Raw genomic sequence first — 25,087 nt, forward strand, 5'->3', positions numbered from 1 at the left:
TTAAATGATGATTTCATTGTTAGATTTCTGGAAAATATTAAATATAGAGGTGGAGGGATCATTAATGGTAAGAAAAAGAACTGGATACGTGATGATTGATGCAGTCGTTTCACTGATAATATTATCAATTGGAATATATATCTTTTCGTTTGGTATCACAAATATTGTTTTATTGTTGAAAGAAAGGTCCTATGACAATTATGTGTTATCAAGCGTAGTTAAAAAAGAGAAAGAATATTTGGCAACTATTTCAGATGCGTCACTATTACCAGAGATAGAGGCATATGAAATAGAGAAAAAAGATGTTTACATAGTTAGAAAAGTGGTTGATGAAAAATTTGAAATGGTAAATAGTGATATTAGAATAGAGTCAGAATATGCGGATAGAAGCTTCAATATATTATCTTTTTTAGGAGACAGTGATAAGGATGAATATTTTGAGTAGAAAAAAAGGAAATATTTCTATTTTTATGATTTTTATGGTTGGCATTATTTGTGGAATAGTTATTTCTTCGATGAGTATGATAAAAAGCTTTGGAAGAATGAAAGAAAGTAACTATATAAGACTTGAAAATGACTATAAATCTTCTATTGCAAAGGAAATGCTAAAATTAAATTTCTATTATTCAATAGAAGATTCTTTTAATAGATCTAAGACAAAAGGTGAATTTGAAGCTAATTATGTAAACTTTTATTCAGAAGGAATAAAAGCTGTAATAAATGAAAAATATTATTCGGATAAAAAAATCTCAATTTCTGTACCCGATAGCAGTTCATCATACAAATTTATTAGGAAAGCGAAGGGATATACAGAATTTTACTTACAATTGACTTATAGTGAAGGATATACAGTAAGACATAGTATACATAAGTGTAGAGTATATAACCCATATGAAAAATATGGTCCTGATAAAATTTATCTTGACGAAAATAGGATAAAGTCACTATTTACGATTATTAACTAGTTTTGGTAACATTAGGGAGGGAATCAGAGCAAAAATGAAAAATGTATTTGATGACAATATCAGAAAAGATATAGTCAAAAATGTCAAGAGAGAGGGCTTTAGTACCTTGGAAATTATGGTAGCAGTTTCATTAATTGCACTAATTTTTTCAATTGCTTATCTCGGAATAAATTTCAATGACAAAGAATTTCAAACTGCAGTTTTTGAAACAAAATCGGATTTAAGAGAATATTTGATAAAATCATCTGATGAATACTATAAATATAGTATTCTATTAGTGAAAAATGGCTATGAAATTTATCAAAAAAACAATTTGGTAAGAGAGAAAAAATTCCCCCAAAACATCTATATTTTGTCTGGAGAAAAGAGTATAGGTTACTATTCGACCTCTAGATTTGGAGCACCTAATAGAGGCTTTACTATATATGTATTTGATGAAAGAAATAAGAATTTAGAAAGAATAACAATGATGCTGGGGAGTGGTCGAGTAATATCATATGAAGAAGATTATTTGGAAAAAAAATCACTTATTGATGGGCTTATTTCAAGATTGTAATTGTAAAAATAGCAAAAAACAAGTATCTAATATTTTGGAGATAGAAATGATGAACATGTCTAAAAAAAATGGGTTTATTCTTTTGAATATGTTGATTTACATAGCGGTTATTACAGTTGTATTAGCAATTTCTGTTGTTATGATAAAAGAGAGTACCTCGAAATATAATCATTTTAAGGATGAGCTAGAGTTAAGAGAGATTGCTTATTCTATTGAAGACACAATAAGAGTTGATTTGAATAACCTGGTAGGGGTAATTTATCATTCTAAAATTGGTAATAAAGATGATTATATTCAAATAAGAGAGCTTGCTTATGATGTTTACAGTAAAGACAACAAGGAGTTAGTTGTTAGAAGGAAAATTTCGCTTGAGTATAAAATACTGTATATTAGCCAAGTAGGCAAGTATCAAATAGGAAACTATGTTGAAAAGCTTTATTATAAAAAAAACGTAGTAAAATCCAACAAATATATGGAATTTTTAATAGTGTTGAAAAAAAATGAAACGATAATTGAGCATAGATTTATAGTTTTTTAGAACTAAATTTAATTATTATTTTTAAAATATATGTTGATCTTATTTTATATTTATTTCTTGATATTACTCTTTTTAGTAAAAAATTGATACTATCTAAATAAAGAATAATCATTACTAGATAATGATATTGTGTTATAATAAACCTAATACTATTTATTGGGGGGTATTATGGATTTTGAATTTCTGACAAAGATAAAGGCTTTTAGAGGAATCGATGCTGACGATTTGGAAAAACTGTTTGATTGGCTGGGATATGAGATCAGACGATATTCAAAAGGAGATATAATCCTTATGGCTGGCGATAAAGTTTCGTCAATGGGAATCGTGCTAACAGGGAGTGTAAATATCGAAAGCAATGATGTTTGGGGAAATAAGAGTATTTTTGATAATGTAGCTTCTGGTCAAGCTTTTGCAGAGGTTTATGCATGTGCCGACGATGAAGAATTGATGGTCGATGTAGTTGCAAATGAGAGCTGTGAGATAGTTTTTCTAAAAATGTCAAGGCTATTTGATTCAGAGAAGTATACTGCTCATTATCAAGACAAGCTTGCTTTAAATTTATTAAAAATAATGTCTCTTAAAAACCTAAATTTAAGTAGAAAAATATATCATGTATCTTCGAAATCGATAAGAGGTAGGATTGTGTCATATTTATCGTATCTATCTCGTAAGCTAGAAGGTAAAATAATTGAGATTCCATACAATAGACAGCAATTATCTGACTATTTGTGTGTTGATAGAAGTGCATTGTCAAATGAATTGAGTAAGATGCAAAAGGAAGGACTAATAAAATATAACAAGAACAAATTTGAAATAATAAGCAAATATGACTTCGAAATATAAGGAGCGTTGGTTTATTATCTAGGAGGAAATATGGTAGATTTTGATAAGGCAGAGAAGGCTGTTAGACTATTGCTAGAAGCTATTGGTGAAGATCCCGACAGAGAAGGGTTAGTAGAAACTCCAAGGAGAGTTGCAAAGATGTATGAGGAGGTTTTACAAGGGTACTGTGACGATGCAAAAGCTCATTTAAGTAAAGTTTTTAATTCGGAAAGATCCGATATAGTGTTGGAAAAAGATATTACTTTTTATTCAATGTGCGAGCATCATTTGCTGCCATTTTTTGGAAAAGTTCATATAGCGTACATTCCTAGTGACAAGGTTGTTGGCTTGAGTAAATTGGGAAGATTAGTTGACGTTTTTGCTAGAAGGCTACAATTACAAGAGCAGATGACGGTTCAGATTGCAGATAGTATAGTTGAAGAATTATCTCCACAGGGTGTTATGGTGATTGTAGAAGGAGAACATACTTGTATGACTATGAGAGGAGTAAAGAAGATAGGAAGTAAAACAATTACAGTAGCTACAAGAGGTAAATTTGAGAAAAATTCTGACCTAAGAAATACTGTTCTTGGAATGGTTAAGGAATAGAGTATTTTCGATTAATTTCAAGTGGAAGGGTCAGATTAGATGGACAGGATAAAAAAGATTTTGAGCAATAGATTGTTTTTGGACATTAATAATGAGATAACCGAATTGGAACAGGATCGTATCTTTTGTAAGCATGATATAGAGCATTTAGCGAGTGTTGCGAGAATAATGCATATAAGCAACCTGGAGAACGGTTTGGGTCTGGACAAAGAGTTGATTTATGCATCTGCATTGCTGCATGATATAGGAAGAGCTGAACAGTACAAAAATGGAAGAGAGCATTCCATTGCAGGATTAGAAATATCAAAAAAAATTCTTTTGATGTGTGGATTTTTAGAAGATGAAATAGAGATAATTAATAGTGCTATTGGAAGTCATAGCAGTAATAAAGACTGCAATAATGAGCTTTCAAATTTATTGAAGTATGCTGACAAAAAAAGCAGAAATTGTTTTTTGTGTTTGGCTAGTGAGGAATGCTATTGGTCGGATGAAAAAAAGAATAAGGTAATTGAATATTAAGCTTAAATAAAAATTTTTGGAAAGTCGAGTACGTTCATATTATGAGCATGATGGAGTGCTTATATTGTATTGTTCGTAGTTGAGTATAGAGGAGGTAAGCTATGAAGATAGGAAATAGAGAATTTGATATAAAAAATGGTGCTTATGTAATGGGGATACTAAATGTTACTCCTGATTCCTTTTCAGATGGTGGAAGGTTTTATTCTGTGGATAATGCTTTGTTCCATGTAGAGAAAATGATTGAAGCTGGTGTGGATATAATTGACGTTGGCGGAGAATCTACGAGACCTGGGCATGTTCAGATATCGGCTCAAGAGGAAATCGACAGAGTGCTGCCGGTCATTGAAAAAATAAAGAATAATTTTGATATTCCTGTGTCACTAGATAGTTATAAGAGTGAGGTAATAAATGCATTGAAAACAAATATTGACCTTGTCAACGATATTTGGGGATTAAAGTATGACTCTAAAATGGCGAGTCTGATATCTGAAACTGGATTGCCATGCTGTCTGATGCATAATAGAAAAAAGCTTGATTACACTGATTTTTGGAATGATTTTATTTCTGATATGAAGGAAACGATAGACATTGCGAAGAAAAGTGGTATTGGTGATGATAAAATAATATTGGATGCTGGAGTGGGGTTTCAAAAGGAATATGAACATAATTTAATTGCAGTAAATAGAACTGATGAATTATGTAAGCTTGGATATCCAATATTGATTGCAACATCGAAAAAAAGATTTATAGGAGCATCTACTGGAAAGGAAACCGAAAACAGAATGGCTGGTACTCTGGCAACAACTGTAATAGGATTGATGAAAGGAGCTACATTTTTCAGAGTACACGATGTAGATGAGAACGTTGATGCAATAAAGGTTACCAAATCAGTTTTGGAGGAGAGACAATGGATTCGATAAAAATTGATGGAATTGAGTTTTATGGTTACCATGGAGTTTTGGAGAGTGAAAAAGCTCTTGGTCAAATGTTTTCTGTTAATTGTGAGTTTTTTATGGATACCTCTAGGGTTTACGATGATATAGAAAAAACAGTGAACTATGCTGATGTTGCAGCTGGCATTAGGGAGTTTTGCGAAAAAAATAGATATGATCTATTAGAGGTACTGTGCAATGATTTGTCAAAGTATATTCTTTGCAAATACGATAGAATATGTGAATTGAAGCTGAGCATTGAGAAGCCTCATGCACCAATTCCTACAAAGTTTTCTAATGTATCTATAAATATCCATAGAAAACGAGTTATCGCATATCTTGCAATAGGTTCAAATTTGGGAGATAGAAAAAAATTTTTGAGCATGGTTTTTGACGAAATACAAAAATGTAACTATATAGAAGAAATAAAGAGATCTAGCTTTATAGAAACCATTCCGTATGGAGTTGAAGATCAGCCAAATTTTTTAAATGGTGTTGTAAAGGTCGAAACTATTTTTACTCCATTTGAGCTGTTGGATTTTTGTAAAAATGTGGAAAAATTGTCAGGAAGAAAAACTACAAGAAGATGGGGAGAAAGAACTCTTGATGTAGACATTATATCATATGGTGATGAGGTGGTTAATTACGAAAATTTGAAAATACCACATGTAGAGATGCATTTGAGAGATTTTGTTTTAAAGCCTTTGTTTGAAATTGAACCATACTACTGTCATCCAGTGTCAAAAAAATATATCAGAGAAATGCTGATGGAAATAAAATAAAAATTTGTAAAATGATTGTGGCATAAGTATGTATTATTATATAGATTATTGAAAAGGAGGTTGATTGGTTTGGAAAATATAAAGAAGATGAAGGATCTTGTTGAAATTTCAAAAATAGTAACAGGCTCGGATAATTTCTATGAGATTAAAGATATAGTAATCAAGAAAATGTTGAGTGTTGTACATCCTACAAAAGCATGTGTTAATCTATTCTATGGCGATAACTATTCATATGCACATTTGGTTTGCTCTGCTACACTTGATTATATCCCTACTCTTTTTCCTCAAAACGAGGAGTATGGCTCGAAAATAGATTTCGATTTGTATCCAAAATATATTCATGAAGCTGTCAGAGAAAAAAAGCAGGTTATTGTTGAAAATATATTTGAATACGAGGGTGCAAAAGGCGAAGAAATGATGGCATTAAATGAAAAATATGTTGGTAGAGCAGTTTTTCCATTTGTGCTGGAAAATAGAACTATTGGATTTATGTCATGCTATATAATGAAGGGAGAAAGGCTGGAACAGGATGACATAGATTTTATCTCGCAAGTTGCATCATTATTGACACTGTCCATTTCAATTACCGAAAAAAATGATGGTATCAATAAGCTGGTAGATAAGCTGAGAAGCTCCATGAATAATATTAACAAAGCTTCAATGGAGATTTATTCAACGAAAAATTTGGACTACTATTTGAATAAAATGACCTCTGTACTTTTGGAATCATTGAATAGTGAATTTACATTTATTAGGATGATAAAAAGAGACTCAGAGGATAATATTGAAGAAAATGTAATCGATGTTGTTAGACCGAATTCCAAAAAAGATGAATTTTCAAGCCTGGTAACACATATTATAAATTCAAAAAAGAATGTGGAGGTGAATAACAACGGAAAATTTTCACTGATAGATGGCGGTATTGCTAAGTGTTATCTATACAAAAAATTCATCATAGACTCGAAGACGGAATTGGTTGTAGGGTGTATTGACAGTGCTGAATACTCAAATGATGATAGAAAGACTATCTCTATATTGGCTAGGCAAATTTACTTAAATATCCAGACCTACGAGCATATGAAGATTGAAGAAAAGCATAAGGATATTGAAAATGAATTGTCAATATTGAAAAAGCAACAAAAATTGATAATGGATTGTTGTAGTGATGGAAATTTCGGCAACAAGGAAATGTATTTTTATCAAGAGTCGGCAAAGGTTGTTGGTGGAGATTTCTATAATGCGATTGATTTGGGTGAGAAGGTTGTATTCATTGTGGCAGATGTGATGGGACATGGAGTCGCGTCAAATTATATTGTGGCACTTTTAAAAGGAGCCTTTAATATTTTGATAAGGTATTCTGATTCACCAAAGGAAATTTTGAGAAATCTAAATCAGTATATCTATAAGGAATTTGATGAAATCGGAATGTATGCGACAGCTCTGGTTGGGATTTTTGATAAATATAATGAAAAAATGACTATTTCAAATGCTGGTCATTACTATCCTATAGTTATTGATAAAAAAGGAGTAAGTGTCGATATATCAGATGGAAAGCAGGGATTGCCAGTAGGGGTGTTAGAAAATTCTTCATACAATGAGATAGAAATCAATTTGGATGATAAGGAGAGTATTTGCTTCTTCACAGATGGTATTTTGGAGATGAAAAATAATTTGGGTAAGGAGTTTGGTCTTGAACGATTGGAAAGATTTTTGTTAAAAAATATTAATAAAAGCAAGGAAAGCGTCATTAGAAAAATTAAAGCTGAGATTCATAAATACAGCTCAAATCGTGAAAAGCAAGATGATATTTTGGTTGTATTTTTTAAAAATAAAACCGAGAATGAGTTAAATTAATTACATATACGCAACAAAGATAATGATTTAACAAAAAAACAGAATATTTAAAAAATATGCTTTGTATAAGTTGATTTTTTAGTTTTTTTTTAGTATAATAAGTTTGATAATTGATGGATTTTCATTTTTAAAAGAAAGTATAACTTCATCAATTTCATGAAATAATACAAATATCGAGTATTATCAATTGAAAAATCCAAGAATTCAAGGATGTCGTATGCTTGTTTTTAATTTTTGAATGAGCTTCGATTTGATGCTCAGTATTTTATAAAAATTATAGTTTATATTTGTTATTCTTTAAGGAGGAATAAAGTCATGGCTAAATTTATGAAAACAGTTGATGGTAATACTGCTGCAGCGCATGTATCTTATGCGTTTACTGATGTTGCGGCAATATATCCAATCACTCCATCTTCAACAATGGCTGAAGTTGTTGATGAATGGGCTTCACAGGAAAGAAAAAATATTTTCGGTCAGGTTGTAAAGGTTGTTGAAATGCAATCTGAAGGTGGTGCTGCAGGTGCATTCCACGGTTCATTAGCTGCAGGTGCTCTTACTTCTACATACACAGCATCTCAGGGGTTACTTTTAATGCTACCAAATATGTATAAGTGTGCTGGTGAGTTATTGCCAGGTGTATTCCATGTTTCTGCACGTGCTCTTGCATCTCAAGCACTTTCGATATTTGGAGATCATCAAGACGTTATGTCAGCAAGAATGACTGGCTGTTGTCTATTAGCTTCTGGTTCAGTACAGGAAGTTGCAGATATTGCTCCAGTTGCTCATTATGCTGCGATAGAAGGAAGACTTCCATTCATTCATTTCTTTGATGGATTTAGAACTTCTCACGAAATTCAGAAGGTTGAATTATTAGAAAATGAAGATTATGCTAAGCTATTGAACTTTGATGCTGTAAAATCTTTTAGAGATAATTCATTATCTCCTAATCATCCTGTAACTAGAGGTACTGCTCAGAATCCTGATATCTACTTCCAGACGAGAGAAGCTTCAAACAAATTCTACAATGATATGATAGGAATTGTTGAAAAATATATGGATAAGATGTCAGAGGTTACTGGTAGAAAGCATTCATTGTTCGATTACTATGGAGCAGAGGATGCGAAGTATGTAATGGTAGCTATGGGCTCTGTTACAGAAGCTGCTGAAGAATTGATAGATGTTTTAAATTCAAAGGGTGGAAAATACGGTTTAGTTAAGGTTCATCTTTACAGACCTTTCTCAACTGAACATTTCTTAAAAGCAATGCCTAGCACTGTTGAAAGAATAGTTGTTCTTGATAGAACTAAAGAACCAGGTGCAAATGGTGAGCCTCTATACCTTGATGTTAGAGATGTATACTACGGACAGGAAAATGCTCCAATGATAATCGGTGGTAGGTATGGATTAGGATCAAAGGATACTATACCAACTGATCTAAATGCCGCATTCCAGAACCTAGTTTCTGATGCTCCAAAGAACAGATTTGTATTAAGCATAGTTGATGATGTAACTAATCATTCACTAGAAATAAAAGAAGAAGTTAAGATAGCACAGCCAGGTACAGTTAGATGCAAATTCTGGGGACTTGGTTCAGATGGTACTGTTGGTGCTAACAAGCAGGCTATCAAGATTATAGGTGATCACACTAACAAGTATGTTCAAGCTTATTTTGATTATGATTCAAAGAAATCTGGTGGTGTAACTATGTCACACTTGAGATTTGGTGATAGTCCAATCAGATCTACATACTTATTGGATGAAGCTGATTATATAGCATGTCATAAGCAGAGCTATGTATACCAATATGATGTAATCAAGGGCTTAAGAAAAGGTGGTACTTTTGTACTAAATACAATATGGTCTCCTGAAGAACTTGATGTTAACCTTCCAGCTTCATTGAAGAGGTATATAGCAAGAAATGATATCAAGTTCTATACTCTAGATGCTGTTAATATAGCAAAGGAAATAGGCTTAGGAAACAGAATAAATATGATTTGTCAGGCTGCCTTCTTTAAGCTAGCTGAAATAATACCAACTGAAGATGCAGTAAAATACCTAAAAGACTCTATTGTTAAGACTTATGGTAAGAAGGGTGATAAGATTATCAACATGAATTATGCAGCAGTTGATAAGGGTATAGATGCTCTTGTTAAAATAGATGTTCCTGCTTCTTGGGCTGATGCTGTTGATAGCAATGCTGAAGCAAGCAACGATCCTGAATTTATCAAAAATATATTGAGACCTATGGCTGCAGTTGAGGGTAATGGATTACCAGTATCTGCTTTTAATGGTAGAGAAGATGGTCATTTCCCAGCTGGTACAGCTGCGTATGAAAAGAGATGTATAGCAGTTGATGTTCCTGAATGGCAGATAGATAACTGTATTCAGTGTAACCAGTGTTCATTAGTATGTCCTCACGCTGCAATCAGACCATTCTTGTTGACTGAAGAAGAATTGAAGAATGCTCCAGAAGGATTTATAACTAAGAAAGCTGTTGGTAAGGGATTAGAAGGACTACATTACAGAATACAGGTTTCTGCTATGGATTGTACAGGCTGTGGAAACTGTGCAGATATCTGTCCTGCAAAGAATAAAGCATTAATTATGATGCCGATGGAAGAACAGAAAGAGCAGCAAGAAGCTAATTGGTATTTTGCGACTGATTTCAGTAAAGTTTCTGCTAAACCAGGAGTGATGCCAGCTACAACTATTAAGGGCTCTCAGTTCAAACAACCGCTTCTTGAATTTTCAGGTGCTTGTGCAGGCTGTGGTGAAACAGCTTATATCAAGTTGGCTACTCAGCTATTTGGTGATAGAATGATGATAGCAAATGCTACAGGTTGTTCTTCAATCTGGGGTGCTTCAGCTCCATCAACTCCTTACACAGTGAACCACGAAGGTAAGGGTCCATCATGGGCAAACTCATTATTTGAAGACAATGCTGAATACGGATATGGTATGTATTTGGCTGTTAAGCAGTTGAGAGAAAAGGTTAGAGATCTAGCTGTAGAATTGGCTGTAGTTGCTCCAGAAGCTGACAAGTCAGTTGTTACTGAGTTCGTTGAAAATATGAAGAATGGTGAAACTACTGTTGCAACAAGTGCTGCGTTTGAAGCATTGGTTGATAAATATGCTGCTGAAGGAAGCTTTGCTGAATTAGTAAAAGAATTAGTTGAACTAAAAGATTATTTCGTTAAGAGATCTCACTGGATTCTTGGTGGAGACGGTTGGGCTTATGATATCGGATACGGTGGACTTGACCACGTTCTTGCATCGGGAGAAGATGTGAATGTACTTGTATTTGATACAGAGGTTTACTCTAATACAGGTGGACAGTCTTCAAAGGCTACTCCAGTTGCTGCTATGGCTAAGTTTGCTGCTGCTGGTAAGAGATCTAAGAAGAAAGATCTTGGTATGATGGCTGCTACTTACGGTAACGTATATGTTGCTCAGGTTGCTATTGGTGCTGACAAGAACCACTTCTTAAAAGCAATGATAGAAGCTGAAAAGCATGACGGTCCATCATTAATAATAGCCTATGCTCCATGTATCAACCACGGATTAAAGAAGGGTATGGGCAAGACAGTTGAAAATGAAGATGATGCTGTTAAGAGTGGATACTGGCATCTATACAGATTCAATCCAAGCTTGAAGGAAGAAGGAAAGAATCCATTTACACTTGATTCTAAGGAACCAACTGAATCATTCAGAGAGTTTATTATGGCACAGAACAGATATGCTTCTATAGCTAAGATGTTCCCAGAAGAAAGTGAAGAATTATTCGCTTTAGCTGAAAAGAACGCTAAGGAAAGATATGAAGGATACAAGAGAATGGCTGAAATGTATTAATATTTAGTTCCTGCTTGGGATAGTATTAATATGACATTCTATTAGTCGTGAATATATAATATTTAACAAAAATAGGCTGACCTTTTAGGTCAGCCTATTTTGAGGTTATCTTTGATAAAACGTCATATAATAGTTTGCACAGACTTATAAATTGAATAAATTCAATATACGTGGTATAAATTGACCTATTTAGCCTATGATATAAAAACTCCTTTTTCAAATCTACTTGGATATGCTAAACGGGAAACAAGGTCTAATCAAGCTAATGAGGTATAACTTTTGCTCAAAATAAACAGAAGCTAGAATGAACAAAAAATAAAATTTAATATGAAAAAATATAGATAAAACCATGATAAAATAGAAAAATCGTGGTCTTTTTTGATTAAATCAAAAGAAATAAAAATGGAGGAAAGATATGTAAAAAGAAATGCTAAGTACCAACAGGAACTTAATCAATAATTTAGAAATCAAAATTATTTTAATATGACAATATAATTAAAATTTCAGAGCAAAACAACTTCTCAAATAAAAATTGAATACAATTAATGATTATGGTATAATACACATAAAAATTATACCTAAAGAAAAAAGGAAACGGTATGGCATTAAATTATAAATGCTTGTGGATATAACTTGCCCAAAAGGGATTAAAGAAAACGGAAGTTATTGTTATGGCACAGATTACAACTAATGTCATGGCACAGATGGGAAAAGATAAGCCAATTACATTTAAAAATTTGGAAAAAATATGTAATGCCTTGAAATGTACTCCAAATGATGTATTTAGTTTTAAGGAGGGTGGAAGTGAATGACTGAAATGAAAATAATGCTTGTAGAAGATGATACTAACTTAGCAGAGCTTATAAAGATGTATTTAATATCAGAGAATTGGGAAATCAGCATTTTTCATACTGGAAAAGGGGCGTTAGAGGAACTTGAAAAAAATAAATATGACTTGATATTATTGGATATTTTACTTCCTGATATAAATGGATTTGAAATATGCAAAAAGATAAGAGAAACGTCCACTATGCCAATTATTATGCTTACTGCCTTAGAAGATTCTATTCATAGAGTGCAAGGATTGAATATTGGTGCAGATGACTATATCGTAAAACCGTTTGAACCATCTGAACTGATTGCGAGAATTAATTCTCATTTTAGAAGAAATTATGTATTTACAAAAAATATTGTAAATACAATTAATTGTGATAGAGAAGTTAATAATTTAAGGATTAGCATTAAAACACATAAAGTTTACTATGGTAATATAGAGATTGAACTAACACCAAAAGAATTTGATATTTTGTGGTTGCTTATGGAAGAACCTGGTAAAGTGTATAATATGGACGATATACACTTTAAAATATGGGGTGATAAGGTGTTAGAAAATGAAGTTAATCCAGTTATGGTTCATGTAAGAAGAATTAGAAGTAAGTTTGAAAAGATTGGTTTAAAATCAGTCATATTAACCGTTTGGGGAGTGGGGTATAAAATCAATGGGTAAGAGAAAAAGTTTTTTTGTGGAAGGTATTATTTACCAAATACTATGGATATTTGTAAGTACAATACTATTTTTCATTATTTACAAAATAATGGATAATTTTTTTGTTGACAGTGTAAATCCAGAATTGCCGTTAGATAAATTTTCTTCCTTTTATTTTGAAATAGGTAAATATATAATACTTTTACTAGGGGTAGTTACTATATTGATAGGGACATTTATAATACAGAAAAAAAGGTTTTATGTATATAATCAATATTTTGAGTCTGGACTGAATTATCTTAAAAGTGAAGATAAAGATTTAATACCATTTCATGAGTCATTATCAAAGGAACGAGATTTGTTTATAGAACTTCATAATTACCATAAAGAACTTGAAAAGGAATATGAACTGGTATATAAAGAAAAAACAGATCTGCTAACGTATTTAGCTCATGATATAAAAACTCCTCTTGCGAATATGATAGGTTATATAACACTATTAAAAGACGAAAAAAATCTTTCTGAAGAACAAAAAAATAAGTTTGTTGATGTTATATATGAGAACATAAAATATTTAAATCGTTTAAGTGAAGATTTTTTTTCATATTTAAAATTCAATTTAAATGAAATTCCATTAAATTTAATGGATGTAGATGTAAAAATTTTTTTTAGTCAGTGGGAAGAAGAAAAAAGCTTATCTATAAAAGATCATCTTTTAATTTTGGAGTTTTTAGATTTGGAAAACAGTAAGATTAAAACGGAACCACAACTTTTACTTAGAATAATGGAGAATCTGATTACAAATGCAGTTAATTATTCTGTGAAAGGAACAAGCATAAATATAAATGTTGAGGAAATAAATGGAATGTTAAAAATAAGTGTTATAAATGATGTTTCTCCAAATTTAAATGTGAATTGGAATATGGTTACTTCAAAGTTTTATAGGGGCGATTTATCAAGACGAATAAGCAATAATGGATCGGGACTTGGACTTACAATTGTAAATGATATTGTAAAACATTTGGGTGGAATTTTTGAAATTGGAGAGGAGAATAAAAGAGTTTGTGCTAAAGTAATGCTTCCATATATACCAAATTAAATCGCAAAGAAAACGCAAGAATTATTCAAAGATACCGTTAAGTATAAAGCAAAGAGCTATTCTATAATATGAGTAAGGATAGCTCCTTTATATTTGAATGGAATTATTAATTTGAATAATCATCTGTGATTATAAATATATAAAATGGAGGTGTAGTTTTATGAATTACAATAATCCTCATAGGTATAGGAACGGAGATTGAGTAGAGTTTTGGGAAACTTTATTCGGAAGAAAAATTTTACAAAAAATTTAAGTATTTGAGAGAGGAGAATTTATCATGAAAAAAGCATTGTCATTAGTATTATTAACAGGTTTGATGTTAGCATCATCTGTACCAGCATTTGCAGCAGAAGAAACAAACTTGCCATATGTTGAAGGACTTGGTTATGAGATGGAAGTTTTTGAAGAAGATTATACTCAGCCAACATTGTTCAGTTATGATAGTGGATGGAAAAATTTTTTAGGTGGAAAATGGAGACATGGTGTAGGTAGTCGCTATGTTTGGTCTAAATATGATCACAGTAAAAAAACACATAAAACTACAGTACAAGGGGCTGGTGGTAAGTTTTCTTATTCGGGTTGGATAAGTGCGGGAAGTAGAGCAGAGGCTTCTTGGGAAAAAGCTTTAAGTGGTAATAGGGCTTGGGCTGATGTTAAATAACAATAAATAAAAAATAGTTGAACGAGCTTGAGCGGTGCCACGTTGTTATTTTAGTATTGTGGCATTACTCATACTCGCTATTTTTATAAAGTTGGAGATGATACAGAATGAAAAAAACAGTTGGTATATTGGCAATTTTGCTAATTATAGTGATTAGCATTGGAAAGTTTTTCCATTCAGATGGTATGTTTTTAAATATATTCATAAAAGATTTTAATACGACTGTAAATATTATAACAAAGCCAGAAGTAGCCGACAAGACAATAAATGAATTGCAAAAAATAGCCAATAAAAATGATATAAGCTTTATAAAAGAAGAATATGTTCCTAAAAATAGTAAGTTTGACAAACAAAAATTAAAGATTTACATTCATTTAAATGATTCTGAGTGGTTCAAAAAATCTTTTAGAAATATCTCTATTGTTGATTGTAAGGATAAACTAAATGGTTTTGAGGATGTAAAATCAATGAGCTTATTAACAGCAAAAGATATAAGTCTAATTCCTTTTGAAAATGTCAGTATGGAAAAAGTGAATGGGGATTATCATGTAAGAGGTACAGAAGTAAATGTTAATAAATTTATCGAAGAAATAAATCAAAATGAAAAATTAAAAACAGAAGCAGTGCTTAATCCAGATTTTATTGTTTCTAGTGAATTCACACAGAAACAAGCATACTTATATATGCTTACGATTTTTATTATATTTGTAGCTATTGTCTTTTGTCTAATTATTTACAATGGTATGCTTTCAAAGGAATTATCGATATCAATTTTACTAGGATACGACAAATTAACTTTAGCTATTGCGAAGGTGTTAAAGCTTTTTGCAATACCAGCAATAGTGGGACTTGTATTGACAATTGGGATTATAGGGTATTTAGTTGCTCCTAGTGATATTTTAGGATTTATGATATCAATGAAAACAATATTTATTTTAATTGCTATTATAATAGGGGTTCTAATATCAATAGAGTTTATACTGATTTATATCAAATTAAAAGGAATTAATGTCATTGCTTTATTGAAAGGTTATAGAAGAAGTTATCATAGAAGTTCCTTTATTATAAAAACAGGTTCGATTGTTATGGTTTTTTATCTATCAATTGTAAGTTTTTTAGGACTTAGTGACTATTTGAGTATGAAGCAATATATTCCAACTTGGGAAAGTTCCAAACATTATGCAAATATGGCTTGTGCATGGTCTTGGAGTTATGAAAAAGATGATAAAAAGTTTCATAAAATAGTCATACCAAAGCTGAATGATTTATGGAATAGTTTGGATGATGAGGGAGCAATACTGTTTAATGCACCAAACGCCAGAAAAGAAGGAATGAGTAATGATGAGGACTATCTAAGGCAACAAGCTTTTCAGGGTAATTATGCCTATGTAAATAAAAATTATTTACATATTGCAAATCTCTTAGACAAAGATGTGAATAAAATAGAACAGTATAAAATACATGAAAACGAGTGGATTATTTTTGTTCCAGAGGATGTTGAAATTACCGAATTTGATAAAGATAAAATTCATGAAGAACATATTTTTCAGAACATAAAAAAACAAGATACAATTATAGAAACATACGTAAGATTAAAAGACAATCAAAGTGTATTTTCTTTTGATAGTAGCAAAAGGATTGACGAAGCAAACTTGAAAAATTATGTTTTGGTAGCAGTAAATGGGAAAGAATTACTCCCAGATTACGGAATCAAACTATCATCTTTAGTAAATGGGCAGCTACATCCATATGTTAAAGAGCCTAGTAGAGCATACGAGAGTTTGAAGGACATAATTGAAGAAACAGAATCTGAGCCGTTTATACTCTATATCAGCTCAGTCTACGATGATATAGTTTCAAGAATAGACGAATATAAGATGGAGGCAAGTATATATGTTATTGGTCTTGTCTTATCTATTATTATTCTAGTAACTTTATTAAAAATAGATAAAGAAACATATTTTTATAATCATGGACAAAGAATAGATGTTTCTAGGCTGTTGGGATATGGATTTTTAGATATACATCATAAGAAACTTATTGAAAATATAATTGGTTATATCATAAGTATTATTATTTTGTTTATGGTTATTATGGTAACGGGAGTAATAAGTGATGTTGGATTATTTATTCCAAGAGATGGCTGGAATGTGGATAAACTTTTGATGAGTTTAATAATATGTATTTGTGGAAGCTTTATATGCTTTGGCATAGAAATTTTACAGCTAAAGAAAAGCGAAAGAAGCATTGTACTTAGGTTGAAGGAGGGTTGTTAAATGCAAAAAGAAAAGGAATTGCAAATAACCTTAAGAAATATTTCTAAAAAATATGGAAATCACAGTATTTTAAAGAATATTAGTTTGGATATTTATCAAGGAGATTTTGTTTGTATATTTGGCAAAAGTGGTTGTGGGAAAACAACTCTCCTAAACATAATGGGAACACTTGAAAATTATGATATGGGAAAGGTGATTTGTTTTTCAAAAAATGATCCAGTGAGAAGTGATAAGGCAAGCGAATATTTACGAAGGATGAACATAGCGTATTTATTTCAAAACTTTGCATTGGTTGAGAAAATGACTGTTGAGGAAAACATGATGCTTGCGATTAAATATAATAGTCAGAAGGATAAAAAAACGCTTATAATAAATGCGCTCAATAAAATGGGTGTGGCAAATAAATTGAAATTTAAAGTATATGAGCTGTCCGGTGGAGAGCAACAAAGGGTGGCTTTAGCAAGAAATATGGTAAAACCATTTGATATTATGCTTGCGGATGAGCCTACGGGATCTCTTGACAGTGAAAATAAAAGGATAGTGATAGATACACTTATTAAACTGAATAGAGAGGGGAAAACAATAGTTGTAGTAAGTCATGACAGAGATTTTGAAAAAGTTGCTCACAAGAGCTATATAATAGAAAATGGAAGCTTAAAGGGGAGTGTCTAGTATGAAAAGGAAAATATTCGGAATAGGTATAATTTTACTTGTAATTATAATAGGCTTTATATACTTTGTAAGAAATAATGATAATATAGATTCATCAATTACAATAAAAAATGAGACATCTGAAAAATTAAAAGCAGTCGGAATTTTGTCTGATAATAAAGTGATTTTAAATAAGACGAATGGGGATAAATTCTATATTCCTGAGAAACTTACAAATAAAATTAACGAAGTTTCTATAGTAGTAGTTAGTGATACTGGAAGTGTATCAAAATCAAAAGCAATATATCTAAAAGATATCAAAGCTGTTAGTATAAAGGAATTAAAGGGCGCAAATATAGAGTTAAATGTTAAAACAAAAGAAAAATCATTTGAAGAGATTGATATCCCTGAATTAAGTGGTTGGAAGGCTGGAATTGAAGGGAATAATGTACGGGGTTCCTTTCAGGCAAAAACAATGACTAATTATACCTTGTATATATTAGGTAAAGGTGGTAGATTAGGAGCTTCTGATACTGATAACAATAATACCGAAGTCGTTGCAAGTTGGGAAAAGCCTAAAGCTAAGGTTGATAGCTGGGTAGTTTTTTCAAAATAAAAAGTATTAAAAAATGATTATAGGTGTAAGGGTAAGATGTAAATATTAAAACAAAGATGCATGTAAAAGCTTTAAATTTTAAGACAGATAAAAAAGAATTGAAAGAACGAAATATAATTTTATTTTATGCAAAATAATATAGTGTTTGAGCGAAACTTTGAGTGATAGAAAATTGTTTCGCTCTTTTTATTTTAGTTCTCTTTTTTTGTTGTAATTTACAATTAAACATTAATTTGATATTATATTTATAACTACAATACATAGGTGGTAATCGGGCAATCAAATATGGAAGATACAATTAAAATTAATAAAAAAAATGAACAAAAGGTCTAAGAACGAGACATAGGATGTATTTGGGGAATTATCTGGAAAAATTGAAGAAATTTATTATATAGATATAAATGAGAACGGATGAAATTCATCGTTCACGTTTGTATTAGATTTAATTATTTCTGAATGTGAAAAGGAAAATATAGAAATATTATAAGTTGACAGGAGAAAATGATAAAATAGAAAAAATGGTGGAGCAATTTCAAAGGAATGATGTACTACTATTTTTAGTTTCGCTAAAGGATAGATAGAATCGAAGAAAGAATATTAAAAATGCAGAATACAAAGAAAGAGCTTAATATAGTTTGGAGTAGAAATGAATTATAAAATAAAGGATCTGGTAGCCCTGTGCACATCAGGCTCAAATATTTACAATGAAGATGTGTGTGGATTCAAGGAGAATATTGCCTGGGTAATTGATGGTGCTACTGGTTTAAATGGAAAAAATTTTATGCCATCAGAGACTGATGCCAGATGGTATTCGCTTTGGTGGGATAAATATTTGAGAGATAATATTACAGATAATATTTCTCTGGAATTATTGATGAAAAGAGGAATCCGAGAAATAAGAGCTGAGTTTGAGCAAAATTTAAGTGATAGTCATGGGCTGGGCTTTGAGGATATTTTGAAATTGGATTATCCGTCAGCTTCGATTGCTTTAATAAGAATAAATGAGGACGATATGGAATATTTTGTACTTGGAGATTGTAGAATTTACACAGATAACTCTTGTATTCCTAAAATCGCTGATGAAACAATTTCAAATTTCGATAGTCAAGTTTTTGAGTCGATGAAAAATCTAAATGACTTTGGTTATATTAATTTTGCCGAAATCAAAGATAGGGTAATGGATCAAATAATTGAAAATAGACTCAAAAATAATATAGAGGGAGGGTATTGGATTCTAAGCTTCGATGAAAAGGCTGTTGACAATGCTGTATATGGAATTTGTAAAATAAGTGAGAATATGAAAGTATTGATGGCTAGCGACGGATATTATGCCATTTGTGACAAGTATGGAATCTTTGAAGAGAAGGATTTGTTGAAATTGTCTTTTGATAGGGGCATCGTATCATTGTTTCATTTACTGAGGAAGTTTGAAAATAATGAAGATAAGGTAAGATTTATCCCGAGATTTAAAAAAATGGATGATTGTACGTGTCTGATGTTTAAAATAGATAAGGAATAGCTGGAGGTTGATATGAAAGTATTACATATTAGTGCTCAAAAGCCAGATTCAACCGGAAGTGGCATCTATATGAGTGGAATAATAAATGGATTTAGAAAAAAAAATATAGATCAGGCATTGATAGTGGGGATAGATATAGCTGATAGCGAGCAGGCAATTCTAGAAAAATTCGATGGAGAGGTTTCTCTGTATCCATTAAAATATAACAGTGAGGTACTCGATTTCAATGTACCTGGAATGAGCGATAATATGCCGTATCCTAGTACCAGATACAGAGATATAACAAGCGATCAGGCAGCTAAAATGAGAGATGAATTTTCAAAGCTATTGATGGATGCTGTTGATAAGGAAAATCCAGATGTGATTATATGTCATCATTTATATTATATTTCTTCAATAACAAGAGAGCTATTGCCAAATAAAAAAATCTACGCAATTTGTCATGGAACCTGTATCAGGCAGTTAATGAGTAATGATTTTATGAGAGATTACATCATTGAAAAAATTGGGAGCTTAGATGGTGTATTTGCTCTTCATAATGAGCAGAAAAAAACTATTGAAAAACTCTTTGGTATTGGTGAATCAAAGATAAAAACAATTGGAAGTGGATATGATAGTTCAATTTTCAATAATAAAATGGTAAAAAAATCTGGAAGCATCAAAATATCTTATGCTGGTAAAATATCTTGTAGCAAGGGATTAATTCCATTTATTAATGCGTTGAATAAAATTGATATTTCAGAATATGATATTGATATTATCTTTGCCGGTGGTGCTAGTGATTGTGATGAGTTAAAAGAAATAATAGCTTTGGCAAAAAAGTCATGTCGTAAAATTGATTTTGTTGGAAAAATTGATCAACAGGAATTGGCTGATTTATTTAACTCAAGTGATATTTTTGTTTTGCCATCATATTATGAAGGATTGCCACTTGTAATTCTTGAAGCCTTGGCATGTGGTTGTTATGTTATTTGTACCAACACAGATGGACTAGAAGAATGGCTGAGTGATAGTATTAAAAACAGCGGGATGTTTAATTTGGTGGAATTACCTGAAATGATTGACATTCAAACACCAGTTTTTGAACAGATGGAAGGCTTTGAAAATAGATTGAAATTCGCATTGGAGAAAGCAGTTGAATATAGAAAAAATAACAGAGAGAGGTTTTTGGACATAAGCAATCTGTCGTGGTATGGTTTGTCTGAAAGATTGTTGGCTTTGATAACTGAAAATTAGTTGTTATAATAAGTAGCTCGATTACGAATGATTGGTAGTCTAAAAATTATTTTTGGTTACTTAAAATCAATTGTTAAAAAAATCGGTTGTCGTTTGAAAAATAAGTTGTTGTAAAATTGGGTGTTATAATGAGTAATGGTATTTTTAATAGAAATGTATTTTGCATAGTGGATTACAGAATGGATGAAAAAATAAAACAAGCTTTATTTGAGTGTGGAATTTCCAAAATGATACCATCTTTCAGAAATGATAAGGTATATGATGCTATAAATGGACATGTGGATATTTCTCTTTATTATGACGGGAATATTTTTATTTCTGCTCCAGAGGCATTTGATTATTATAATAGCTTTTTTTTAGAGCTTGGTATAAAAAAATCATTGTTAATGGGAAGAAAAACTCTATCAGAGAAATATCCAAATAATATTTTTTACAATGTCTGTAGCGTGAGTAATGTTCATATTGGAAATTTTAATTTTACAGATGAATCTATTTCTGATAGAATAAATAATGTAAATTACGATTTGAAAGTGATAAATGTCAAACAAGGATATGCTAATTGCTCAATTCTCGCAATAGACGAAAGATCGTTTATAACAGCAGACAATGGAATTTATAAAAAATTGATTGAAGAGGAGCTTGATGTTCTAAAGATATCTAGTGGTGGTATATCTCTATTCGATATGGATTACGGATTTATTGGAGGGGCTAGTGCAGTCTACAAGGATGATGTATTTTTCTTTGGAGATTTGGATAAACATCCAGAATGTGCTAGAATAAAGGAATTTATAACTGAAAGGGGGAAAAAAATAATTTCATTAGGTAAGGAAAAATTGGTAGACTATGGTGGTATGTATTTATTTGAGAATATTTAGTTGAAAAACGAGAAAAAAACTAAATTCTATGTGTTTCAGATACAACAGTTAATTTTTCTTTAATTTAACTACAATGAAATTATCTATATAATGGATAAAATAATAATGATAAAAATATTAACAATGGCAGTTGTTGGAGGTATTATTGGATATGTGACAAACGTTTTGGCTGTTAAGATGCTTTTTAGACCATTAAAACCGTTTAAAATACCTGTTTTTGGTTTTGAAATCGTAGGTTTGATTCCCAAGAGAAGAGCTGATATAGCAAAAAGTATCGGAACTACAGTTGGAGAGCAATTGATCGACTATGATGAACTGATAAACAATATGTTTAAGGAAGAAGACAAAGAAAATTTAAAGCGAGCTCTAAAAGAGAGGATTGCAGTGATAATCGAGGAAAAGGCGAGCTTTATTCCATTTTTATTTAGGTCAAAGGTGGCTGAATTTGTCGATCAAGTGATTGAGAGTGAGTTTGATTCCGGAATTGATTCTTTATTAGAGATTGCGAAGGAAAAGGCGATTTCAAGGATTGATGTTGGACGGATGGTAGAAGAAAAAATCAACGAGCTGGATTTGGTGGAATTGGAGAAAATAATTTTTGTGATTGCAAGTAAGGAGCTAAAGCATATCGAGAATCTAGGATTGTTCCTTGGGTTTGTCATTGGTGTTGTTCAAGGTATTATATCGGTGATTTTTTAAATTAAAAACTTAAACAATAAACTATTGCAATCATAAAAAATATGTGATAGAATTATAAAAAATAAAAATTTGCTATGAAAAAGGACAAGTAAAATAGAATACATCTGACAGAGAGATGAGCCTTGGCTGAAAGTTCATTAGTATGGTCTATTTGAAAACTACCTTTGAGCAGGACTTAGTAGCTATAGTGAAAGTGTCCGGTTGACTGCCTTAAAGTCTTTCGAGAGGGTATAATGTTAATTATGCCAACTTGGGTGGAACCGCGAGTATATCGTCCCAATTTTTTCGGGGCGATTTTTTTGTTGAAAAAAATCCCCTACATATAATGTACTAAAACAAATAAAATATAGTATGGAGGTAAGGCTATGTTAAAGGTTGAATTAAGAGATGACAATTTTGTAGAAGTAGAAGATGGATCTTCACTATTTGATATTGCAAAGGGAATTAGTGATGGATTTGCTAGAAGTGTTTTAGTAGGCTCTATTGATGGTAAGCTTGAAAGCTTGAATAAAAAAATTGAAAAAGACTGCAAGGTAAACTTTTTTAAATTTGATGATCCAGAAGGTAAAGAGGTATTTAGACATACTTCAGCACATGTATTTGCTCAGGCGATGAAAAGACTTTGGCCAGAAGCAAAGCTGGCGATAGGACCGGCAATAGAAAATGGATTCTACTACGATTTCGATTTGGACTACAGGCTAGTTCCAGAAGATTTGGAAAAAATAGAAGCTGAAATGAAAAAAATTGTCAAGGAAGATTTGGTAATCGAAGGCTTTGAGGTTTCTAGAGAAGAAGCAATTAAATTGATGAAGGAAAAGGGCGAAGATTATAAGGTTGAGATGATAGAAGAGCTTCCAGATGGTGAAGTAATATCTATGTATAGACAAGGTGAATTTGTTGACCTATGTAGAGGACCACATCTGCAGAGTACTAAGAAGATAAAGGCATTTAAGCTTCAAAGTATTGCTGGAGCATACTGGAGAGGTGACGAGAGCAACAAAATGCTTCAGAGAGTATATGGTACTTCTTTTGAGAAGAACAAAGACTTGGAAGAATATCTAAAGATGCTGGAAGAAGCAAAGAAAAGAGATCACAGAAAAATAGGTAAGGAATTAGATTTATTTATGATTCCAGAGGAAGGTCCTGGCTTCCCTCTATTTTTGCCAAGAGGTATGGAGCTGAAAAAATCTTTAATGAAGTACTGGGAAGAAATTCATAGAGAAGACGGATATGTGGAAATAGAAACTCCAATTATCTTGAATAGAAAATTATGGGAAACTTCTGGTCACTGGTTCCATTATAAAGAAAATATGTATACTGTTCAAATAGATGAAGAAGATTATGCTATCAAGCCGATGAACTGTCCGGGTGCAATGATATTTTATAAGAGCAAGCCTCATTCATACAGAGATTTCCCTATGAGAGTTGCTGAAAGAGGTCGTGTACATAGACATGAGTTATCTGGTGCATTACATGGCTTGATGAGGGTTAGAGCATTTACTCAGGACGATGCTCATATATTCATGCTACCTGAACAAATAAGAGATGAAATTAAGGGCGTTGTTAAGCTAATTGATAAGGTATATACAAAATTTGGATTCACTTACCATGTTGAATTGTCTACTAGACCTGAGGATTCAATGGGAACTGATGAAGAATGGGCAGTAGCAGAGGATGGATTAAGAGGTGCTTTGGAAGAGCTTGGTATGGATTATATAGTAAATGAAGGTGATGGTGCTTTTTATGGACCAAAGATTGACTTCCACCTAAGAGACTGTATAGGTAGAACTTGGCAGTGTGGAACAATTCAGCTGGATATGCAGCTTCCACAGAGATTTGATGCTACTTATGTTGGAAAAGATGGTGAAAAGCATAGGCCAGTAATGATTCATAGAGTATGTCTGGGATCGATTGAAAGATTTATAGGAATATTGATAGAAAACTACGCCGGAAAATTCCCAGTATGGTTGGCTCCATGTCAGGTTAAGGTAATTTCAGTTTCTGATAAATACAATGATTATGCAGATAAAGTTAGAAAGAAATTATTTGACAACAATATAAGAGTTGAGTTGGATGATAGAGCAGAAAAAGTTGGCTTCAAAATTAGAGAGGCTCAGTTGGAAAAGATTCCTTATATGATAGTTGTGGGAGAAAAAGAAAGTGAAAATGCTTCAATATCTGTTAGATCTAGAGAAGAGGGTGAGTTAGGCTCAATGAATGTAGCTGAATTCTTGGAAAAGGTCAATAAGCAGGTAGAGGATAGAGAAAATGTGAATTTTGACTTACTATAAAAATATTATTTAAAAAGTATTATAATGCTATAAAGATAAGTGCTATAGATTTGATTTTTTAATATATCATATATAGCACTTTTTATTTTGATTGTATAATATTTGGCGTTGATGATAGAAAATAATTTCTCTCATCAACGTTAAATATTATAGGGCTGTGTCCTAAGGGATAGAGACGAGTTAAGGGCTGAGCTTGGACAGAGTGAAAGTCTTTAGATGCTGGTCGGTAACCCTTTTGGGCTTATAGCCCTT

Annotated in this window: 22 protein-coding genes, 1 pseudogene and 1 other annotated feature; all 23 genes and pseudogenes read left to right on the top strand. The window is 31.7% G+C overall.

The genetic code is table 11. The features are described 5' to 3' along the window. Nucleotides 1-64 precede the first annotated feature (64 nt). The 23 genes and pseudogenes from BM120_RS07720 (at nt 65) to thrS (ending at nt 24,835) form a co-directional block, all read left to right on the top strand. The gene (locus BM120_RS07720; protein ID WP_091994644.1) at nt 65-445 is read left to right on the top strand and encodes a hypothetical protein; all 381 of its coding nucleotides are present in this window, start codon (nt 65-67) and stop codon (nt 443-445) included. Next, complete coding sequence (locus BM120_RS07725) at nt 438-965, top strand: hypothetical protein (RefSeq protein ID WP_143076523.1); 528 nt, start codon at nt 438-440, stop codon at nt 963-965. Before BM120_RS07720 ends, BM120_RS07725 begins: the two co-directional genes overlap by 8 nt. A gap of 34 nt (nt 966-999) precedes the next feature. Continuing rightward, entirely contained in the window at nt 1,000-1,521 is a 522-nt protein-coding gene (locus BM120_RS07730) for a pilus assembly FimT family protein (RefSeq protein WP_091994647.1), read from the top strand. Next, nucleotides 1,463-2,059, top strand: a complete 597-nt coding sequence (locus BM120_RS07735; RefSeq protein WP_143076524.1) for a type II secretion system protein — start codon at nt 1,463-1,465, stop codon at nt 2,057-2,059. Before BM120_RS07730 ends, BM120_RS07735 begins: the two co-directional genes overlap by 59 nt. A 168-nt stretch (nt 2,060-2,227) precedes the next feature. Next, entirely contained in the window at nt 2,228-2,902 is a 675-nt protein-coding gene (locus BM120_RS07740; protein ID WP_091994652.1) for a Crp/Fnr family transcriptional regulator, read from the top strand. A gap of 30 nt (nt 2,903-2,932) precedes the next feature. Next, entirely contained in the window at nt 2,933-3,490 is a 558-nt protein-coding gene (folE, locus tag BM120_RS07745; RefSeq protein WP_091994654.1) for a GTP cyclohydrolase I FolE, read from the top strand. Between the two features lie 39 nt (nt 3,491-3,529). Beyond that, the gene (locus BM120_RS07750; RefSeq protein ID WP_091994656.1) at nt 3,530-4,009 is read left to right on the top strand and encodes an HD domain-containing protein; all 480 of its coding nucleotides are present in this window, start codon (nt 3,530-3,532) and stop codon (nt 4,007-4,009) included. Between the two features lie 101 nt (nt 4,010-4,110). Beyond that, nucleotides 4,111-4,929: a dihydropteroate synthase gene (folP, locus tag BM120_RS07755; RefSeq protein ID WP_091994658.1), complete on the top strand. Its 819-nt coding sequence runs from the start codon at nt 4,111-4,113 to the stop codon at nt 4,927-4,929. After that, on the top strand, nt 4,917-5,723 hold the full coding sequence (gene folK, locus BM120_RS07760) for a 2-amino-4-hydroxy-6-hydroxymethyldihydropteridine diphosphokinase (protein WP_091994661.1): 807 nt from the start codon (nt 4,917-4,919) through the stop codon (nt 5,721-5,723). Before folP ends, folK begins: the two co-directional genes overlap by 13 nt. A gap of 69 nt (nt 5,724-5,792) precedes the next feature. Then, nucleotides 5,793-7,577 carry a GAF domain-containing SpoIIE family protein phosphatase gene (locus BM120_RS07765; RefSeq protein ID WP_091994662.1) on the top strand — a complete coding sequence of 595 codons (1,785 nt, stop codon included), beginning with the start codon at nt 5,793-5,795 and terminating at the stop codon, nt 7,575-7,577. Nucleotides 7,578-7,892: 315 nt separating this feature from the next. After that, nucleotides 7,893-11,426, top strand: coding sequence for a pyruvate:ferredoxin (flavodoxin) oxidoreductase (nifJ, locus tag BM120_RS07770; RefSeq protein ID WP_091994665.1), 3,534 nt, complete (start codon nt 7,893-7,895; stop codon nt 11,424-11,426). 644 nt (nt 11,427-12,070) lie between these two features. Beyond that, nucleotides 12,071-12,238 (top strand): annotated as a pseudogene (locus tag BM120_RS07775) (helix-turn-helix domain-containing protein); the annotation flags it as partial. Further along, nucleotides 12,235-12,933: a response regulator transcription factor gene (locus tag BM120_RS07780; protein WP_242941585.1), complete on the top strand. Its 699-nt coding sequence runs from the start codon at nt 12,235-12,237 to the stop codon at nt 12,931-12,933. The pseudogene BM120_RS07775 and the gene BM120_RS07780, both read left to right, overlap by 4 nt. Further along, nucleotides 12,926-14,011, top strand: a complete 1,086-nt coding sequence (locus BM120_RS07785; RefSeq protein ID WP_091994667.1) for a sensor histidine kinase — start codon at nt 12,926-12,928, stop codon at nt 14,009-14,011. Before BM120_RS07780 ends, BM120_RS07785 begins: the two co-directional genes overlap by 8 nt. Nucleotides 14,012-14,300: 289 nt before the next feature. After that, nucleotides 14,301-14,672, top strand: coding sequence for a lactococcin 972 family bacteriocin (locus tag BM120_RS07790; RefSeq protein WP_242941586.1), 372 nt, complete (start codon nt 14,301-14,303; stop codon nt 14,670-14,672). A 107-nt stretch (nt 14,673-14,779) separates the two neighbouring features. Continuing rightward, complete coding sequence (locus BM120_RS07795; protein ID WP_091994670.1) at nt 14,780-16,948, top strand: hypothetical protein; 2,169 nt, start codon at nt 14,780-14,782, stop codon at nt 16,946-16,948. Then, nucleotides 16,949-17,620, top strand: a complete 672-nt coding sequence (locus tag BM120_RS07800; RefSeq protein WP_091994671.1) for an ATP-binding cassette domain-containing protein — start codon at nt 16,949-16,951, stop codon at nt 17,618-17,620. A 1-nt stretch (nt 17,621) separates the two neighbouring features. Next, nucleotides 17,622-18,215, top strand: a complete 594-nt coding sequence (locus tag BM120_RS07805) for a hypothetical protein (RefSeq protein WP_091994673.1) — start codon at nt 17,622-17,624, stop codon at nt 18,213-18,215. A 646-nt stretch (nt 18,216-18,861) separates the two neighbouring features. Then, nucleotides 18,862-19,734 carry a hypothetical protein gene (locus BM120_RS07810; RefSeq protein WP_091994674.1) on the top strand — a complete coding sequence of 291 codons (873 nt, stop codon included), beginning with the start codon at nt 18,862-18,864 and terminating at the stop codon, nt 19,732-19,734. Between the two features lie 12 nt (nt 19,735-19,746). Then, complete coding sequence (locus tag BM120_RS07815; protein ID WP_091994676.1) at nt 19,747-20,970, top strand: glycosyltransferase family 4 protein; 1,224 nt, start codon at nt 19,747-19,749, stop codon at nt 20,968-20,970. A 128-nt stretch (nt 20,971-21,098) separates the two neighbouring features. After that, nucleotides 21,099-21,845 carry a DUF6873 family GME fold protein gene (locus tag BM120_RS07820; RefSeq protein WP_091994679.1) on the top strand — a complete coding sequence of 249 codons (747 nt, stop codon included), beginning with the start codon at nt 21,099-21,101 and terminating at the stop codon, nt 21,843-21,845. 105 nt (nt 21,846-21,950) lie between these two features. Next, nucleotides 21,951-22,544 (top strand): DUF445 domain-containing protein, encoded by a 594-nt coding sequence (locus tag BM120_RS07825; RefSeq protein ID WP_242941587.1) that lies wholly within the window; start codon nt 21,951-21,953, stop codon nt 22,542-22,544. A gap of 65 nt (nt 22,545-22,609) precedes the next feature. Beyond that, nucleotides 22,610-22,826, top strand: a binding site (T-box leader). Between the two features lie 83 nt (nt 22,827-22,909). Further along, entirely contained in the window at nt 22,910-24,835 is a 1,926-nt protein-coding gene (gene thrS / locus BM120_RS07830; protein ID WP_091994683.1) for a threonine--tRNA ligase, read from the top strand. Nucleotides 24,836-25,087 lie beyond the last annotated feature (252 nt).

The sequence above is a fragment of the Peptostreptococcus sp. D1 genome (assembly GCF_900112955.1).
GTDB lineage: Bacteria > Bacillota > Clostridia > Peptostreptococcales > Peptostreptococcaceae > Peptostreptococcus.

Coding starts and splice junctions, on each gene's coding strand:
- BM120_RS07720 (WP_091994644.1), top strand. CDS start 65: ATGGTAAGAAAAAGAACTGGATACGTGATGATTGATGCAGTCGTTTCA.
- BM120_RS07730 (WP_091994647.1), top strand. CDS start 1,000: ATGAAAAATGTATTTGATGACAATATCAGAAAAGATATAGTCAAAAAT.
- BM120_RS07735 (WP_143076524.1), top strand. CDS start 1,463: ATGAAGAAGATTATTTGGAAAAAAAATCACTTATTGATGGGCTTATTT.
- BM120_RS07740 (WP_091994652.1), top strand. CDS start 2,228: ATGGATTTTGAATTTCTGACAAAGATAAAGGCTTTTAGAGGAATCGAT.
- folE (WP_091994654.1), top strand. CDS start 2,933: ATGGTAGATTTTGATAAGGCAGAGAAGGCTGTTAGACTATTGCTAGAA.
- BM120_RS07750 (WP_091994656.1), top strand. CDS start 3,530: ATGGACAGGATAAAAAAGATTTTGAGCAATAGATTGTTTTTGGACATT.
- folP (WP_091994658.1), top strand. CDS start 4,111: ATGAAGATAGGAAATAGAGAATTTGATATAAAAAATGGTGCTTATGTA.
- folK (WP_091994661.1), top strand. CDS start 4,917: ATGGATTCGATAAAAATTGATGGAATTGAGTTTTATGGTTACCATGGA.
- nifJ (WP_091994665.1), top strand. CDS start 7,893: ATGGCTAAATTTATGAAAACAGTTGATGGTAATACTGCTGCAGCGCAT.
- BM120_RS07780 (WP_242941585.1), top strand. CDS start 12,235: ATGACTGAAATGAAAATAATGCTTGTAGAAGATGATACTAACTTAGCA.
- BM120_RS07785 (WP_091994667.1), top strand. CDS start 12,926: ATGGGTAAGAGAAAAAGTTTTTTTGTGGAAGGTATTATTTACCAAATA.
- BM120_RS07795 (WP_091994670.1), top strand. CDS start 14,780: ATGAAAAAAACAGTTGGTATATTGGCAATTTTGCTAATTATAGTGATT.
- BM120_RS07800 (WP_091994671.1), top strand. CDS start 16,949: ATGCAAAAAGAAAAGGAATTGCAAATAACCTTAAGAAATATTTCTAAA.
- BM120_RS07805 (WP_091994673.1), top strand. CDS start 17,622: ATGAAAAGGAAAATATTCGGAATAGGTATAATTTTACTTGTAATTATA.
- BM120_RS07810 (WP_091994674.1), top strand. CDS start 18,862: ATGAATTATAAAATAAAGGATCTGGTAGCCCTGTGCACATCAGGCTCA.
- BM120_RS07815 (WP_091994676.1), top strand. CDS start 19,747: ATGAAAGTATTACATATTAGTGCTCAAAAGCCAGATTCAACCGGAAGT.
- BM120_RS07820 (WP_091994679.1), top strand. CDS start 21,099: ATGAGTAATGGTATTTTTAATAGAAATGTATTTTGCATAGTGGATTAC.
- BM120_RS07825 (WP_242941587.1), top strand. CDS start 21,951: ATGATAAAAATATTAACAATGGCAGTTGTTGGAGGTATTATTGGATAT.
- thrS (WP_091994683.1), top strand. CDS start 22,910: ATGTTAAAGGTTGAATTAAGAGATGACAATTTTGTAGAAGTAGAAGAT.